We start from the raw sequence: 17,391 nt of genomic DNA on the forward strand, positions 1-17,391 counted from the left end.
GAACAGTGAGAAGGATCACGATTTAAACATTTTGTATAAATGTGCTTATCTTATTTGACAATGATTCAACATTTATCTTACATATAGGTCTGGCAGAATTATCTTAACGGTGCTGTTGACACTTCATCGTAAAAGAAAAAAACGTGAATGTTGCAATGTTAAGTACTCTTCAATTTGAACTATGATGGGTATTAATAACAAAAGTTATGAAAGTTGTTCCTCTTACCACAAATAATGATATTGTAGGGAAAACAACAAAAAGAACATAACATCTACACACTCATAAACAACCTAACTACATTGTCATCGGTCTCAGATTTCAGGTTTTATGTGATATCTAGCTGATTTCCAAAGCATACCGGTAGAACAATGCACGAAGACGCAGTATAACGCTGGGCTTCTGGGTTGTTGGGTGTCGATTATCAAGCGCTAAGGAGACCGTAATGGCTGATAACAAAGCTAAGCTAACGACTGGTAGTAAGGGTGATATTGACCTAGATATTTTAAGCCCAACGATTGGTCAAGACGTTATCGATGTCCGAACTTTAGGTTCTAAAGGGTTCTTTACCTACGACCCTGGTTTTACTTCTACTGCATCCTGTGAATCAAAAATCACCTATATCGATGGTGAGCAAGGCATTCTGTTACACCGTGGTTTCCCTATCGATCAACTCGCTACTGAAGCCTCTTATCTCGAAGTTTGTTATATCCTGCTATACGGTGAAGCACCGACTCAAGAACAATATGACGTATTTAAAAATACGGTGACTCGCCACACCATGATCCATGAGCAAATTACTCGCATGCTTAATGGTTTCCGCCGTGACTCACACCCAATGGCTGTATTATGTGGTGTTACAGGCGCACTAGCTGCCTTCTATCACGATGCATTAGACGTGAATAACCCACGCCACCGTGAAATTACGGCTTATCGTCTGCTATCAAAAATGCCAACAGTTGCAGCGATGTGTTACAAATATTCAATTGGCCAACCTTTTGTTTATCCACGTAATGACCTGTCATACGCGGGTAATTTCTTGCACATGATGTTCTCTACACCATGTGAAGAATACACAGTTAATCCTGTTTTAGAACGCGCAATGGATCGTATTTTGATTCTGCACGCCGACCATGAACAAAACGCCTCAACATCGACAGTTCGTACTGCGGGTTCATCTGGCGCAAACCCATTTGCTTGTATCGCAGCGGGTATCGCTTCACTGTGGGGGCCTGCTCACGGTGGAGCTAACGAAGCTTGCTTACGTATGTTGGAAGAAATTCAAACCGTTGAGCACATCCCTGCATTTATCGAGCGCGCTAAAGACAAAAATGACTCTTTCCGCTTAATGGGCTTCGGTCACCGTGTTTATAAAAACCATGACCCACGTGCAACCGTAATGCGTGAAACTTGCCATGAAGTTCTAAATGAACTTGGCTTGAATGACAGCTTGCTGGAAGTCGCTATGGAGCTGGAACGTATCGCATTAAACGACCCGTATTTCATTGAGAAAAAACTGTACCCGAACGTTGACTTCTATTCAGGTATCATCTTGAAAGCAATGGGTATTCCATCTTCAATGTTTACTGTTATTTTTGCCATTGCACGTACCATTGGCTGGATTGCACATTGGAATGAAATGCACGATGACGGCCTGAAAATTGCACGTCCTCGCCAGCTATATACCGGCTATGACAAACGTGAATTCAACTCTGAATTATCAAAAAAATAATATTTAATTAAATCTGAACTCCTACATGTGCTAAGGCCTCGAATTTTCGGGGCTTTTTCATGTTTGTTTACCAAAGTCATTTAGCTTACTGCTGCTGATATTCCCTTGGGGTCATCCCACTCATTTTACGGAAAAAACTAATAAACGCACTATCACTTGTTAAGCCAAGTTCTTGAGTAATATAATGATATGGCTTTTCTTGTGCGAGTAATTCAATGGCTTTAATATAACGCCACTGTTGGCGCCATGCTTGATAACTCATTCCTGTTTCTTTAAAAAAAATCCGTGTAATCGTCTTCTCACTTGCACCGATAGTTTGCGCTAATTGGTTTAAATTCGGTGGTAATTGTTCGATATCAACCCCTTTAAAGCGCCTATCTTGCGGTAGTGCTAACAGTGTTGGTTCTAAAGCAGCACTCTGTAATTCATCAATAAATACCGGTAATAAGTTGGCCAAACGCCCCTGCTGCCAATCACTATCAAACGGAGCAATAGCAATACGTTCTAGCACTTCCCTTAGCAATGGGGAAATATTTAAAATAACCACATCGTTCCCGATTTCTTTGGCATATTCTTTTGATAAATAAACCGAACGATACCCCACTGATGCCCTCATTTGCGCCCGATGAAGAACAAATGGTGGGATCCAAGCCATTCTACCAGGGGGAAGCAAAGACAGGCGATTTTCCAGTGAAATCCGTATACACCCTTGTTGTGTAAACAAAAGCTGTCCCATTTCATGTTTATGAAAGCCAGAGTCATGCTGCCCCAATTTTGCTGCAATTCCCAATACTGGCGAGCGGTACCAGTGAGTTTGAAATTCATCTGTTTGATTTAACCAAGCCATAATGTCTCTTTTTTGATATTTATAGTCTTTATTATTGTAATAAGACAATAAAAATAACACTAAACTGCCTGCTATTAAATCGTTGTATCCGATTAGACCCTTTATTTTTAGTAGATTGGCAGGAAAATGTATGAAACATCCTCTCTCATTATGGCTTGCTGTTGCCTTAATGATGTTTCCTCAAATTGTGGAAACCATATACAGCCCCGCTCTCACTGATATCGCCAGTGCTTTCTCAGTAAATGCGGAACAAGCTTCACAAACACTGTCGCTTTATTTCTTTGCTTTTGCATTAGGCGTGGTGTTTTGGGGCCGAATGTGTGACACCTTAGGGCGTCGCCCGACTATTTTGGCGGGTTTATTGATTTATGGTATTGCCTCTGTTGGCGCGTTATTTGTGACACATTTTTATTTATTATTACTAATGAGAATGTTGTCAGCATTTGGCGCTGCCGTAGGTTCAATTGGCACACAAACTACCATGCGTGATAGCTACCAAGGCCATGAATTAGCGAAAGTTTTTTCTATTATGGGAGTTGCTTTAGCAATTAGCCCTGCGTTGGGAATGTTATCTGGTGCTGGGTTAGCCAATTTTGGTGGCTATCGTGCCGTTTTTATCGGCTTAGCGATTTTAGCAGCGGTGCTTTTTCTCTGGTCCGTCTGTCGCTTACCTGAGACCAAGCCTGAAAACGTGACACAAGTCTCATTTATTGAGACATTTTTACGCATGATTGCGGATAAAGAAATTATTAGAAATGTGATCTTGATTGCATTTTTCAACATTAATTTATTTAGCTATTATCAGCTGGCACCTTTCAATTTTGAACAATTAATGCTCACTCAACAACAGTTTGGATTAACTGGGATATTATTAGCACTTGGGGTCGGTTTAGGTTCGATATCAAATCGCTATTTATTGGCTAAAAAACACACATCTGAACAACTTGTTAAGCTATCAAGTATCATTTCTTTAGTTAGTGGCTGCTTAGTTTTTGCTCTAATGGATTCTATTTGGTTTGTTTTACCGGTTATTGGTGTCGTTATTGGTTACGGAATTGCGATCCCGAACATACTTGCCCATGCATTAAACCGTTATGGTGAGCAAAAAGGCACCGCCGGAGCAATTTTAGGTTTATTTTACTACATCGGACTCGCCATCGGTCTAATGGTCGCTGGTTGGAGCCAACACTTAGGTTTAGTACTAACTATTTCGGGTTTGGTGTTGGTTTTTGCGTCACTTAAGTGGAGTAGCCAAGTACACTAAATAGATTTAGAGAAGCCCTTTTAGGTAGCTGTACAGCTCAAATAATGCCTGCTTGAGCCTATGGTCGACCAATAATTCAGAGACACGGATAACTTTTCTTCGGTTTTTAGAGGGATAACGTTACCGTGTCTATACATATACTTTGAAAGCGCTTTTTCTTAAAAATAAACGACATTCCCAAGATGAGCAAACCAAACTACGATAAGCCCTGTAAGTTCTAATATACATAGAAACAAACTATGCAACTAATTACTTCAAACACACATACACTAGTAATATGATAAATAAAAGTATTGTATTAGTGAGTTGGCTATTACGCTGTGATGAGTTATCACACAACGCTGTTTATTGACCGCATCTAAAAATACCAGTTTTTGAGGCTACAATGGATCATCGTAGTGATGACTTTCCGCAATTAATGGCGTGGTTTCTAATTGTTCGAGGTGTTTTGTTACGGTGTATAAACTCATCATTTGGTGTATAAACTCGTCATTCGGTGCCTTCCTCATCAATGGGGTATTCAAAATTTACTGAAATGCATGACAAGATTATTGGTACTTTTACTAAAACGGAACATTAATTTAACTAAATCAATACATTTAATACACGACCAGCTAGGTGGGATTCACCTGACGCTTACTTATAAACCTAAATCAAGACCTTAATAGACACTTTACCAATGCCCCGAAGCACCGCCACCACCGCTAGAACCGCCTCCCCCACCGCTTGATGAACTTGACGAACTTGATGAACTTGATGAACTTGATGAGCTGAAATCGTGACTGGAAGTAACATTAGAAGCGTGTTTATGGGATGTGTTTACTGAATATGAAGGTTGATAAAAAGGTGAACCAAATCGACTGAACTCACAAATCGCTTTCCATTCTTTTCTCTGCTGTCGATAAATCGGAAATAAGATATTGATGCCAATAAACAACACGGTTAATGAAATAAGGTTAAAGAATAATGATAACACCACCATCAGTAATAAGATAAAAGGGTTAACAATACCACTAAGAATTATTTGTGTATAAAAAATGACAACGACTGAACAAAACACTACAGGGAAATACAGCGAAAATGATGTTGGAAAATAGAATGAGTAATTCAGATAATTTTTTAACCGTTTTAGCTGATTTGCACCTATCTTATATCCTCGCTTTTCTGAATTTTTCTTTTTTTTACCTGACTGCGCTATCACTTGATTAATTTTTCTTTTTAATTTTTTCGTTGAAAATACAAGCTGAAAACAATAAATTAGCCCTAATATTATCACATAAATTAAAATAAAATGTGTTTGTAATATTTTAAGAGGAATAAGATCTGTCAAAGAATTCGTTGAGCTTATTGGCCTATCATTAGCTACATGAATGGCATTTATAATCCCTTGCTCAATCCCCGTATAATAGTTTTCTGCTCTAAAATACGGCAACATATTTTTTCGAATAATTCTCCCAGCAAGAACATCGGTAAATGTCCCCTCATAGCCGTACCCGACTTCAAAGCGAACACTGCGGTCATTTATTGCCACAACAAGCAGTAATCCATTATCAAGCCCCTTTTTACCTATCCCCCATTGATTAAAAACACGATTTGCGAAAGTTTCTATATTTTCACTCCCAGTAGTCGGAACGATATAAACAACAAATTGTGAACCATCATTCCGATTATTTTCAAAATTAATCAATAAATTATTTAGCGTTTTGAATTGCTGCGCCGTTAATAAATTTGCACGATCAATGACCCTATCTATTTTTAATGGGGGTGTATTATTCACTGATGCGCTCGCAATAGCACTAAATAAAAGCAAGGAAAATAAAATATTACGTATCATGAGTTAAAATCCACCGTTGGTGTTCTTTTGATTTCATGCCCATTCTCAACGTTAAAATTAATTTTTTTATCATACCCCATAGATTCCGCAATTAAGTTATAGGGGAATTGCCTAATTTGAGTATTATAATGGCGTACCGCCTCTATATACCGCCCTCTCGCAACTGAAATACGATTTTCAGCTCCCTCCAACTGTACCATCAGGTCTTGATAGAGTGAGTTTGCTTTCAATTCAGGGTAATTTTCTGAAATGACTAACAGACGTGATAGAGATTGCCCTAAATTATCTTGAGCTTTTTGATAGCTCGCAGAAATTTCAGGATCATCAAATACGCGACCATCCACATTAATTTTCCCGACAGACGCTCTCGCCTTTACAATTTCTTGTAACACATTGCTTTCATGACTTGAATATCCCTTAACTGTACTGACCAGATTAGGGATCAAATCAAATCGACGCTGATATTGGTTTAATAATTCTGACGCTGCCGCAGAGACTAACTCATCATTTTTTTGGATTGTATTGTAAGAATTAACTAACAGAGTAAAAATTACAACCATCACTAATACCAAACCTATCGCTAACTTGCGCATTAAATATCCTTATATTAACCACTTAATGTTAATATTGACTATCTGGTGTAACACTAATTTCTTTACTATCATCAATCCTAGCGAACTCAATTATTATCTGTCAGAACATCGTATTTTCTAACCAATTTTTACCGTTGAATTACCAATTAATACGCCACCGCAACTTACTGTATCACCTGTTCTGGCCGCAGGCTTGCCATCAATAAATACACTACTTGATCCACCAACGATAGTTCTTGAATGCCCACCGTGAGGCGCTAACGCATCTCCTTGCCGAGCAACCGCTTTACCATCGACTTTTACCGTTGATGAACCTGTAATCACATGGGTAGGGCCATGTTTACCATGGCCTGTATCAGAATCACCAATAAGAATAATGTTTGGCATAAATTAATTCCTTATCGAACAATCGTGACTTTTCCATCAATAATGGATAAATAGGGATTGTAGTGAAATGTTCGCCCCTCAGGACTAACTAACTTTATTGGTGACAGTCGGCTAAAACCAATTTCATACCGGAATATTCGTTTATCTTCATAAGTACTGAATATATAGCGACTCCAATCTATTTTAGCTGGCTTATATCCTTCATCTAGCATTTCTTTAAATTCTAAAGAGTTCCAAAATATATCAGGAGAACTATTATCCGCATATGCCAATTCATCCCATGATATTTTACCCATTGTTTTTAATTTGTTAAGATTTTTATCAGCAAATGCTTGTTGTAGCTCTAAATAAAACGCTTGAACCTTAGGAATATCAGATTCCGTAACAGGCGTTGCTTTTTCCCACTGCCATTTTGGGAGCCCTTGCACATTAAATTGATTTTTTGCTTCTAAAACATCGAATTCACTTTCCCTATTTGGTCCACCAAAATATATTTGATCATTATTCTTTTTATATTTATCAGAAACAACGAGTTTTCCCTCTTCGTTGCCTGTTAATTTAATGCCCGAAACAAATGTGCTATTACCTTTTTCGGATAACTTATTTAGCTCTACTTCACACCACATATCGGATGTCAATTTCTCTCTTCCATCAATTATCGAACCATTGTACATAATTAAACCCAATGTATTCTGTCCATCGGTCAGGATATTAGAAATATTTTGCCCTGCTGAATAATGACCTTCGGCAGCCTTATTATTTTTCATCACTAACATTTCATTAATTTTTACACCGCAAACTGCGTCATTGGAGGATAAGTTTATTACATAAATTTCATTCATTGTATTTTTTGCCATACTGACTCCACTAAAACTTAGGGCGATAATAGTACTCAACAGACAAAATGTGTTGGCCCATAAAAAACGTTTATTAATTCTATATCTTGACTTGGAAGTATCCTGATGGTTAAAAAAGTAACCAACGATATTGAGACTTCTCTTTGGATAACGGCTCATGAATAATCCACTCCTTATCTAATGGTTTGGTTGTTTCCTCTATTTTTATGTTAGTTTTTTTTGCTCCTACTGCGCCATTACTCTCTTCCTCTTCTTGAGCACCAATCCCCATTCCATATTCAACACTCGCATAAGCCTTTATCCCCTCATGATAAAAAACAATCTCACCATTTCCATTTGGAACCCAAGCCGCTTTTACAACTGCGGTTACTTTCGCTTCCGCTTTAAAAAAGCCTGAGATACCATAATAACGAAAGCCTCCGCGGATGTTCGTTACACAGCTCATTGTGAACGATAAGTGGACATCACTACTTTTCTCATCAAATTTTGTAATGCCATCACTCTCTGTCTTATATTTTACGCCGCAGTTTAAAGACAGATTAAAGGTTAAATCAAGCTGGACACCAATAAATGCCCCATCTTCCCCTCTATTGACCTTCCCTTCACTCTGTGTCCCCCTTTCTCGAATAACGGTGACAATAGTGTTGATACCAAAATAAGCAGCAAAAGCCTGTATCATGTCAAATGTGAATTTGAAACCAAAAAACGGGTCGCCACGTAAATACACATCATATTTAGGCATGACTTGATTATTTTTTGTTAATGCAATTTCTCGGCTACCACTGACTTTGATTGTCGGATAAATAAGCTCAAATTTTGCCAATTCATATTCTTGTTGTTTGTACTTACTTGGGCTTTTATCTGGAGCGGTCGATAATAATCGATTAAAACTATCGACGCCTTTATTTACTTTTTCAAGCAAAGAAAGCTCTTTTTTCTTTTTTAATTGTGAGTATTCATGTTTCAGTTCAGCACTCCATTTTTTACTGTCCATCCCCAATATTTTTGAAATCGAGCCTTCAAATTTAATACTTGAGGTTGTCAGTTCTGTACCTGATTTTGTCCAGCCACTGTGAGGTTTTGAGCCGTTATGGCCCAACGCTTGGTTCTTTTGTGCAGTTAATTTTTTTCTCGCAACATCATTTTGACCTGTTGTTTTTTCATTGAACGCAATCGTTAAATCAATTTTGGTTTTTTGCTGTAAAATTAAATAGAACTTTGTATCAAAAACCGACCTCGAACCAAATTTTTGATACACGAAAGCCCCTGCATTTAACAAAATATTATTGTTGATTGAGGCATTATACATTTTGGGCTCAAACGGTTTGTGCCCACATTCTGCAATCGATAATCGATATTCTTGGGTATGCTTCAATCTACTAACGGCGTATTCATCATCCAAATCATTCCATAAATCAACGAATAAATCAGCCAACACCGTAAACGGATTCATCACCTCTGCACCAAATTGACGAAATTGTTTTGTGTAAACTAACGGAATATCTAATGCCTTAGCTGGCGTGACTTTACCCACAAACGTATTCTTGACTTCCCCAATCGGTTTTACACCTTGAGGTACTTGTGCCACTTTATTGTTATAAGATGTTGATTGCCCAAAGTCATAGGCAACATCACCATAGACATTTCCAATGGGGCACTCAGGATTATTAGAGACACATACCTTCGAACAGGTCTTTACCTTAAAAGGCACTGAGATTTCAGGTAAAAACGATTCAGGATTTTTTTCAATGTTGAAAATATTATTAAAATCAGAAAGCTCTGCCGCTAGAAAACTATTTTTACCTTTAAATTCGATAATATGAAAAAAATCTTTTTTAATCCCATTTTGGCGATAAGTTTCTTTTTGTTGACCAAATTCAATCTCGACTTCAAGTGTGCAATCATCGGGTAATTTACAATCACAAACGACCTCTGGATATTCTTTAGACACTGGCAATCTCCTTACGCACTGTACTGCCGATAAAAATCTGGAATGGTATTTATTAACATCATCGATAACTTTTCAATTTTATAAAAGTCCATTGCATCCGTTATTGATAAAATCACACGCCATTCCGAAGGAAGAGAATCCACATCATATATTTCGTAATAGACAAGAAGATAACAAAATAGACTTATTGATTTTTCGTGATTGATATCGTGTTCATAACAAATATCTACGATCCTTTTTGCATACTCAAAGTAAAATGCCCATGTTTTTTCATGACACAAATCTGACGTAAAATATTTTAATGAACGTATTTTGGGATTACAGATAGTTTGCAAGATTAAACTTTCAATCGTTTCATGTTCTTTTTGAGTCTGATATTTTTCAGTTGCTCGAACAAAAAAAAGTGCCATTTTCGCTGTTAGTAACGCTATTTTTTGTTGAGATAATAATTTCATTTCTGCATCAGTAAAACGCATCAGCTTGCCCCCGAGCTTCGCATTATCCGGAAATCCGCGGCGCTCACGCTCAAAGCGGGAAGCGGTTTCCTCTCCCCATAACAACGTCTTCAGCTGCGTGATAGGACCTAAAAATACATGCAATCGCCAGTTATCAAAGGTTCCAAGCACATCCCAAACATTGCGAGGGTCATAAAACGCCAAAAGACCGGCTTTTCTTGTCCCGGTATCATCACCATCAAGTATTTGCGCAGATGCTGACGTAACTCACGCATGGTTGCGTGCGTATAAACATAAATTCCCCAAGGCGTCTCTCGCGTACTTAACCAGCGTTGCACCTCTTCGGTCACTTCCACTAAATAGGGCGCTAATGACACAATTTCAGGTTGAATCGGTTCGCTGTATAAGCAACTCGCCGGCGGTTCGTGCTCGGCGAACAAATTAAAGACATCGGGCTCGGAAGCTGCATCGATAATGGCATAGCACGTTTCAGGTTTAACCATTTTCCGCCTCCTCTTGCCCTTCCTTCATAGGGCAATGCGCCACAAAGGCCGCGCCACTGCTCGCAGCGGCTTTAAGTACCGCAGGGTTAGTTGCTTGCAGGATATCCCCAGGGCTTCCCCCTGAATTTAAGTTTATCGCCGGTCCTTTAATATCCACGCCACCGCTGTGAACAACGACAAAGCTTCCGCCCACTTTTAACGTGATTTTACTGCTGCTTTGTAAGGTGATATCCCCTTGTGCATTCACGCTGACCACACCTTGTATTGCCTTAACCAAATCCCCCTCAACCGAAAGGTGGTGGTCTCCTTCCACTTTATCTTGGTAGTTACCGGTTGTTTTGTGCGCTTGATTACCTTCAACCGTCACGGTCCGATTACTGGCAACATTATGACCAATACTGGTTGTCCGGTCGTAATTAATCCGTTCACCCCGTGAGTTCAGCACATTGATGGCCAAATTCTTTTGCGCATGCAGATAGATTTCTTCTTGGCCTGCTTCATCTTCAAAACGCAACTCATTAAAGCCATCCCCTTTGTGGGTTTTGGTGCGAAACGTCGTGCGCGTTTTGTGTTTCGGTAAATCAATAGGGGGACGATTACGGCCATTATAGGTACAGCCTGTAATAATCGGTTTATCTATATCATTGTTAAGGTAAGAAATAATCACTTCTTGCCCAATTCTGGGGATGGACATAAACCCAAAGCCATCGCCGTTCCAACCGTGGGCGACTCGCACCCAACAAGACGCGCTATGGTCAGGTTTGCCGCGCCTGTCCCAATGGAAATAGACGGTCACGGCACCCTGCGCATTGGTATAAATTTCTTCACCCGGTGGCCCGACGACGGTAGCCAGCTCATCCCCATCCGCTGTGGGTTTATACCGATAGGGCGGTCGCCATTCTTGAGTGCTAGGCACAAAGGACAGCTGGTTACTCAATTGAGTCCCTTCACCGCCACTGTTATCAGCAAGAGGTTGCACACCGTGATGGGATACGCTAATCACTTGCCACGTCGTATTCATTCGAGGGCTAGGATGGTTAGACAAGGTAAAAATACGCCCCGGTGCTAACTCAATGCAGTTCGTCGTAGCCGTTCCTACTTGACGCTGGTTTTGCGATTGCTCGTAACGAATTTGGTTTAAGGGTTTACCTTCTGCATCTTCTTGAAAGCGACCGTAACTTTCAAACACTTCATGTTGCTGATGGACTTCGCCGGTGACTTTATGGCTCAGTGGGTAAGAGGGCCTGAGTTGATTGTAGTCTTTATCCACGCGAATATCGCTGCACAACTGCTCGGCATAGCGCCATGTGGTGGCGGTGCTGTCGGTGATATCCGTTTCAGATTGCGGATTATAGGTGAGCGATATCCCCGCTTTCATGCCTAAATGACGGTCACTGTAAAACAGTTGTGGGCCTTCTTCGAACCAGTAATTAATTCCCTCTTCGGCAGCAAGCCGACACCAGAATTCATACAGGGTTTCACGCTTTTGAGTGATGTACTCGCGTTTCAGATGCTCTTCGGGGTGATAAAGCTGTTTATCAAATTTGATATGAGACTCGCTCAATAGCGTCTCAAGAATGTTCGGCACCGTCATATTTTGGAAAATGCGGCTGTCTTGCTTAAGCGTCATCACCCACATTTCAGGGCGTATCACAAAGTGATACCAGGTTTTAACCCCATCGGTATTCCCTTGTTCAGCCCCCGCTAAAATCCCTTGTACCGTGCGAAGAATTTTTCCATCTCGTTTTACGGTCAGCGAGGAGGCCACACCCAATACTGTTTGAAAATCAATCTCGGGTAACGGGCTGACCGCCTGAATCGACAGTGAAAAGAGTTGGGAAAGCCCTTCTTGTAAATCAAATTGCGTGACTTGAAAGGTATTTTCAGGTAGCCCACCAATCGTACAAGTGAATACTAATCCTGTCCCCATTTCGCCATTCATAATACGCTCTAGCAGTTGCCCATGGGCTTCTTGCAAGGCTTGGTCTTGTGCATAGGTTCTGCCACCCGCATACCCACCACCGTGAATAAGTGGGTTATTTTCGGGGCTGCCAAGTCGTTTGTTTTTATTGGGGTCTTTCCAAGACATGGGAGTTTCCTCTACAGGAGAAAAAGCTAAAAACGCAAACGAGCCTCGAAAGGCTCGCTAAATTCGAACTTACGCTTCGAGCGGCGCACGCCAGTCATCGGCACCGGATGTACCTGCAACGGTATGTTCCCAGTCAATTTTACGGTAAGACAGAGACACTTCGATTAACTGCGTGAAATCCGCTTTCGCGGGGTCTTGGCAATGCGGCATTTGGCAATCGATATTCACGATAGTCGCATCCGTTAATGTGGTGGTGAAGAAATGCTCTTGCTTGCCTTCAACCGATGTGCGGTACCATTTGAGTTCCACTTTCGGCAGCATTTCGCCAGACGCTAAGGCGTTATACAGCAGCGGAACGGCTTTATTTAACGCCACGGTGAAACGGAACGGCTTGTGCGCACGTTGGCCTGAAGGCTGGCCGGATTGTGGGTCTGTCGGTACAGTCACGACGTGAGAGAACTCTTGCACTAACATTTGGTCTTCATGACCTTGCACATAGATGTTACCCACTGAATCGGCAGTAAATGCACCGGCAGTGATGTTGCCTTGGGTTTTTCCTTCAATGGAAATATAACATGGAGTTGGCATAGCGATATCCTTTATCCAGAATGACAAATTGGGTTAAGTCGACATAATTATCGATTAATTTCGGTCATCTCAGCCCGTGCGCACGGTAAGATTTGAGTTAAGGATAATAAAAGCTGATGAATGGACTGTAAACCGGAGGGCCAGTTTGTATCTCTCTAGGATAAGTGACTTAGCGTAAACGGGTTGAAATATCGCTATATAACTCCAGAAAAACACCAAAAACGAATCATAACAAAACAATCATCGAGCAAAAAATAGACCAAACTGCGATAAGCCCAGTAAGTTCTAATGTACATAGAAATAAACTATGTAACCAAATATTTCAGCTTAAGAGGTTATCGCAACCACATGATTTAAAATAAATAAAATAGAGAATTTAAGCTACCCTCTACTAGCAGTGAAATTATCGGCCTAATTTTATAGTGCATTTAACTACCCAACATGAAATTACAAGTGATTAATATTAGTTAACTCACTAACTAATTGTAAGTTTTACATTTTTCCCGTGTGGTACATGAGCGGTACAATAATTTAGCAAGAAAGCACTATATTAAAGAATAATATTAAAAGAAAAACAGTGGGATACTTATCTAAGCTTATGATAAGTATCCCTCATATTGATAATACGTTCAAATATCAAACTAAATCTTAGGTACATACATATTAAGTGAAGACAACACCGCCACCGCTCGAATAAAACGAAAATTTAATTCTATAAATATATTATTAATCCATCTTCTATGCTTTTCAAATCACAGCTAGGCGGCAAGAGAGCGAAGCCCTAGGAGCATACATAAGTATGTGACTAGGGTTCGTGAATGCAGCCAACAACGCTGTGGTTTGAAAGGCGACGAAGATTAGGCCGGGTTATCGATATCGATAAACTCTGCATCTAACCCCTGCTCATCAACTAACCACTTAGTTAACGCTTTGATCCCATATCGCTCCGTTGCGTGATGCCCTGCACTGTAGAAATGGATACCCATTTCTCTTGCTATATGAATGGTTTGCTCGGAAACTTCCCCTGTTACAAAGGCATCTACGCCAAATTCCGCCGCTTGTAGGATGAAACCTTGCCCTCCTCCTGTACACCATGCAATTTGGCGAATTTCTTCTTTTGCATTATCACCACAATGAAGAACTTTACGGCCAAGACGAGTTTCTAAGCGAGACGTTAATTCTGAAGGTGTAATAGGTTGATCAAAAAAACCAAATGGCATTAATGGGTCGATTTGGCCGTTCACCTGCACCCCCATAATATAAGCAAGCTGGGTATTATTACCTAACTGGTGATGTGCATCTAATGGGAGGTGATAACCATACAGGTTTATATCATTCGCTAATAATGTTTTTAAGCGATTTCTCTTCATGCCTTTGATAATGGCTGGCTCATTTTTCCAAAAATAGCCATGATGAACAATGACGGCATCAGCTTTCTTTTCAACAGCAACATCCAGCAATGCTTGGCAAGCTGTCACCCCTGTGATGATTTTATGTACATGGGGCCGCCCTTCAACTTGCAATCCATTCGGTGCAAAATCTTGGAACTCACTAACTTTCAATTCTTCATTAATGATTTCTTCTAATCTTAAATTATGCATTATGTTGTCCTTTTTACTGCACAGCTAAACGGTTTATCCACCAGTTTGAACGTAATTGACTGATAATCAATAAGCATAAACGGAAACATAATTTTTTTCTGTGTTATTTAGAACAAATCGAGGGCATTAATCGAGAAAAACCCAAGTGGATAGTAAATGCAAGTAAGAAAATAAAAAAACAAAACCCCCACAATTCAACATTGTAGGGGTTATTACTCGCCATTAAGTACTAAATTAGCGGTGACTTTCCAGCGTTGTCTCTGAACGTTCTAGCCAAACCGGTTTATCACTGGTTTTTGCCCAAACTTTATGTAAATGGCTATAAAACTTTGCTCTTTTTGGATAAAAAACCATAACCGGAAACGCAATAATGCCAGCTGTTACAGCAGCAGTGCGGCGTGCAAGTACCTGATTACGGGAATATTCGCGATATGTGGACATCGGTATCCTCCTTCAGTTGCCACTTTATTTGTCGATTCCAGCTTTGCTCTACCATTCCCCATTAACACACATTTCCCATTAACACAGTAGTAAAGAGCGACTAAAACCGAACAGATAATATGAAATATCTTGACTGTAGATAGGATATCGCAAATTGTGTAATAAAACTACTCATCTGACCACTTGATGTGTAAATTTTTCTAAAAAATCTGTTCATTCCGTATTTTTATTACATTTTTTAACCAATAAATGTTTTATTGGTATATTTAAATTACAATTATTTAACAAATAAATTAATAAAACCACACGCCACTTTCTCTATTAAGCACTCTCTTCTTGCTCGATAAATAACCATTTTTATACTTTTTTTACATCCTACCCGTGATTTTTATCAGCTTCTTTACAACGAACTCTTTAGCCTTATCTCATGGAAATAATAAGGAGAAAATACTGTGTCATTACTTTCCATTATTGGGGCAGTTCTCGTTGTTTTACTGCTGGCGTATCTGATTTATGCCCTGCTTAACGCGGAGGATTTCTGATATGACTACCACTACATTGCTATTTTTAGGTAGTTTTTTACTGATCTTATTCATCTTAGCAAAACCTTTAGGTAACGGTATTGCTCGGCTAATCGACAATGATATACCTCGTCGGTTAGCAAGCAGTGAGTCCTTACTTTGGCGCCTTGCTGGAGTCAAACAACCAGGGCGTGAAATGGCTGAGATGAATTGGCGACAATATGCCTTAGCAATTGTATTATTTAATCTTTTAGGCTTTGTTTTATTATTCGTTATTTTAATCTGCCAAGGCCGTTTGCCCCTTAACCCTCAACACTTTGAAGGGATGAGCTGGGACTTAGCCTTTAATACCGCGGTTAGTTTTGTTACTAATACTAACTGGCAAGCCTATAGCGGCGAAAATACATTAAGCTATTTAAGCCAAATGGCAGGGCTGACTGTACAAAACTTTCTTTCCGCAGCGACAGGCCTTGCTGTGGCCTTCGCAATTATTCGTGCTTTTTCACACCATGGCAGTAAAACTGTCGGTAATGCGTGGTTAGATATTTACCGCATTACTGTGTATTTGCTCTTCCCTTTAGCGATTATTTTTGCGCTATTTTTTGTCAGCCAAGGTGTGATCCAAAATTTTTCCAATTATTTACTTATTCATCCTTTAGATAACAGTGAACAGCTATTACCGATGGGGCCAGTTGCGTCCCAAGAAGCGATAAAATTGCTCGGCACAAATGGTGGCGGGTTCTTCGGCTCTAATTCATCGCACCCTTTTGAAAATCCAACTGCACTGAGTAATTTTGTGCAAATGTTAGCGATTTTCCTAATCCCTACTGCACTTTGCTTTGCCTTTGGTCGTGTCGTTGGTAACAACAAGCAAGGCCATACCTTACTCTGGGTTATGGGGATCATTTTTGTGGTTGCTGCCATAGTCGTAGTTAAAGCGGAATATGTGGGAAACCCATTTTTAGCCGAACTGCATGCCACTAGCTCTGCCAATATGGAAGGAAAAGAGAGTCGTTTTGGGATTGTCGGCTCCGCTTTGTTTGCCGTCGTCACCACCGCAGCCTCTTGTGGAGCGGTTAACGCCATGCATGACTCCTTTACTGCAATGGGTGGAATGGTGCCGATGTGGTTAATGCAAATTGGTGAAGTGGTATTTGGCGGTGTCGGTTCCGGTTTATACGGCATGTTGCTATTTGTATTACTCGCAGTCTTCCTTGCTGGTCTCATGATTGGCCGTACACCTGAATACCTGGGTAAAAAAATTGAAGTGCGTGAAATGAAAATGGTCGCACTGGCGATTTTAGTCACCCCAACCTTAGTGCTACTTGGTACAACTATTTCATTAATGACCGAAGCTGGGCGTGTAGGGATTTTAAACCCAGGCGCGCATGGGTTTAGTGAAGTGCTATATGCCTTTTCTTCTGCCGCCAATAATAATGGTAGCGCTTTTGCAGGGCTCAGTACGAATACGCCGTTCTACAATGTGCTACTTGCAATAGCCATGTTTATCGGTCGCTTTGGTGTCATTCTTCCTGTTTTAGCGATCGCGGGTTCTATGGCCAATAAAAAACCACAAGCCCAAAGCCACGCCACTTTACCCACAACAGGCCCTTTATTCATTGGGTTACTGATTTTCACTGTGCTTCTCATTGGCGCACTCACCTTTGTGCCGGCTTTAGCATTAGGGCCAATCGCTGAACAATTACACATTGGTTTTGCAGGATAATGAG

At 40.2% G+C, this 17,391-nt stretch carries 16 protein-coding genes and 1 pseudogene; 4 read left to right on the forward strand and 13 right to left on the reverse strand.

Features of this window, described 5'->3' with window-relative positions; genetic code table 11:
* Positions 1–443 precede the first annotated feature (443 nt).
* Complete coding sequence (locus P3L44_RS15330; protein ID WP_004256842.1) at positions 444–1,730, forward strand: citrate synthase; 1,287 nt, start codon at positions 444–446, stop codon at positions 1,728–1,730.
* Positions 1,731–1,815: 85 nt separating this feature from the next.
* Here the strand turns inward: P3L44_RS15330 and P3L44_RS15335 are convergent, their stop codons facing one another.
* Positions 1,816–2,577 (reverse strand): AraC family transcriptional regulator, encoded by a 762-nt coding sequence (locus P3L44_RS15335; protein WP_272662828.1) that lies wholly within the window; start codon positions 2,575–2,577, stop codon positions 1,816–1,818.
* A 130-nt stretch (positions 2,578–2,707) separates the two neighbouring features.
* Between P3L44_RS15335 and P3L44_RS15340 the strand changes: the two genes are divergently transcribed.
* Complete coding sequence (locus P3L44_RS15340; RefSeq protein ID WP_272662827.1) at positions 2,708–3,841, forward strand: multidrug effflux MFS transporter; 1,134 nt, start codon at positions 2,708–2,710, stop codon at positions 3,839–3,841.
* Between the two features lie 258 nt (positions 3,842–4,099).
* On the opposite strand, the pseudogene P3L44_RS15345 reads toward P3L44_RS15340, so the two are convergent.
* The 12 genes and pseudogenes from P3L44_RS15345 to P3L44_RS15400 all read right to left on the reverse strand — a co-directional run.
* Positions 4,100–4,314: pseudogene (locus tag P3L44_RS15345) on the reverse strand (hypothetical protein); the annotation flags it as partial.
* 200 nt (positions 4,315–4,514) lie between these two features.
* Positions 4,515–5,675 (reverse strand): TPM domain-containing protein, encoded by a 1,161-nt coding sequence (locus tag P3L44_RS15350; protein WP_316928246.1) that lies wholly within the window; start codon positions 5,673–5,675, stop codon positions 4,515–4,517.
* Positions 5,672–6,268 carry a LemA family protein gene (locus P3L44_RS15355; protein WP_136135427.1) on the reverse strand — a complete coding sequence of 199 codons (597 nt, stop codon included), beginning with the start codon at positions 6,266–6,268 and terminating at the stop codon, positions 5,672–5,674. Before P3L44_RS15355 ends, P3L44_RS15350 begins: the two co-directional genes overlap by 4 nt.
* Positions 6,269–6,385: 117 nt before the next feature.
* Positions 6,386–6,655 (reverse strand): type VI secretion system PAAR protein, encoded by a 270-nt coding sequence (locus tag P3L44_RS15360; RefSeq protein ID WP_136135428.1) that lies wholly within the window; start codon positions 6,653–6,655, stop codon positions 6,386–6,388.
* Positions 6,656–6,666: 11 nt separating this feature from the next.
* A complete protein-coding gene (locus P3L44_RS15365) occupies positions 6,667–7,512 on the reverse strand; it encodes a hypothetical protein (protein ID WP_227528829.1) in 846 nt (281 codons plus the stop codon).
* A gap of 109 nt (positions 7,513–7,621) precedes the next feature.
* Positions 7,622–9,463, reverse strand: a complete 1,842-nt coding sequence (locus tag P3L44_RS15370; protein ID WP_140170887.1) for a hypothetical protein — start codon at positions 9,461–9,463, stop codon at positions 7,622–7,624.
* Between the two features lie 11 nt (positions 9,464–9,474).
* A complete protein-coding gene (locus tag P3L44_RS15375) occupies positions 9,475–10,089 on the reverse strand; it encodes a hypothetical protein (RefSeq protein WP_316928247.1) in 615 nt (204 codons plus the stop codon).
* Positions 10,047–10,421: a DUF4123 domain-containing protein gene (locus P3L44_RS15380; RefSeq protein WP_316928248.1), complete on the reverse strand. Its 375-nt coding sequence runs from the start codon at positions 10,419–10,421 to the stop codon at positions 10,047–10,049. Before P3L44_RS15380 ends, P3L44_RS15375 begins: the two co-directional genes overlap by 43 nt.
* Positions 10,414–12,510 (reverse strand): type VI secretion system Vgr family protein, encoded by a 2,097-nt coding sequence (locus tag P3L44_RS15385; protein ID WP_316928249.1) that lies wholly within the window; start codon positions 12,508–12,510, stop codon positions 10,414–10,416. Before P3L44_RS15385 ends, P3L44_RS15380 begins: the two co-directional genes overlap by 8 nt.
* Before the next feature lie 69 nt (positions 12,511–12,579).
* Positions 12,580–13,098, reverse strand: a complete 519-nt coding sequence (locus P3L44_RS15390; protein WP_004246976.1) for an Hcp family type VI secretion system effector — start codon at positions 13,096–13,098, stop codon at positions 12,580–12,582.
* Positions 13,099–13,955: 857 nt separating this feature from the next.
* Complete coding sequence (locus P3L44_RS15395) at positions 13,956–14,699, reverse strand: type 2 GTP cyclohydrolase I (RefSeq protein WP_110591334.1); 744 nt, start codon at positions 14,697–14,699, stop codon at positions 13,956–13,958.
* A gap of 234 nt (positions 14,700–14,933) precedes the next feature.
* Positions 14,934–15,140 (reverse strand): YbfA family protein, encoded by a 207-nt coding sequence (locus P3L44_RS15400; protein WP_036957942.1) that lies wholly within the window; start codon positions 15,138–15,140, stop codon positions 14,934–14,936.
* A gap of 452 nt (positions 15,141–15,592) precedes the next feature.
* Here P3L44_RS15400 and kdpF point away from each other — a divergent pair, with 452 nt between their 5' ends.
* Together kdpF and kdpA are read left to right on the forward strand one after the other, a co-directional pair.
* Positions 15,593–15,682 (forward strand): K(+)-transporting ATPase subunit F, encoded by a 90-nt coding sequence (gene kdpF, locus P3L44_RS22155; protein ID WP_071585860.1) that lies wholly within the window; start codon positions 15,593–15,595, stop codon positions 15,680–15,682.
* 1 nt (position 15,683) lies between these two features.
* On the forward strand, positions 15,684–17,387 hold the full coding sequence (gene kdpA / locus P3L44_RS15405) for a potassium-transporting ATPase subunit KdpA (protein WP_272662547.1): 1,704 nt from the start codon (positions 15,684–15,686) through the stop codon (positions 17,385–17,387).
* The last annotated feature ends 4 nt before the right edge of the window (positions 17,388–17,391 follow it).

The sequence above is a fragment of the Providencia sp. PROV175 genome (assembly GCF_032707045.1).
Classification (GTDB): Bacteria; Pseudomonadota; Gammaproteobacteria; order Enterobacterales; family Enterobacteriaceae; genus Providencia; species Providencia hangzhouensis.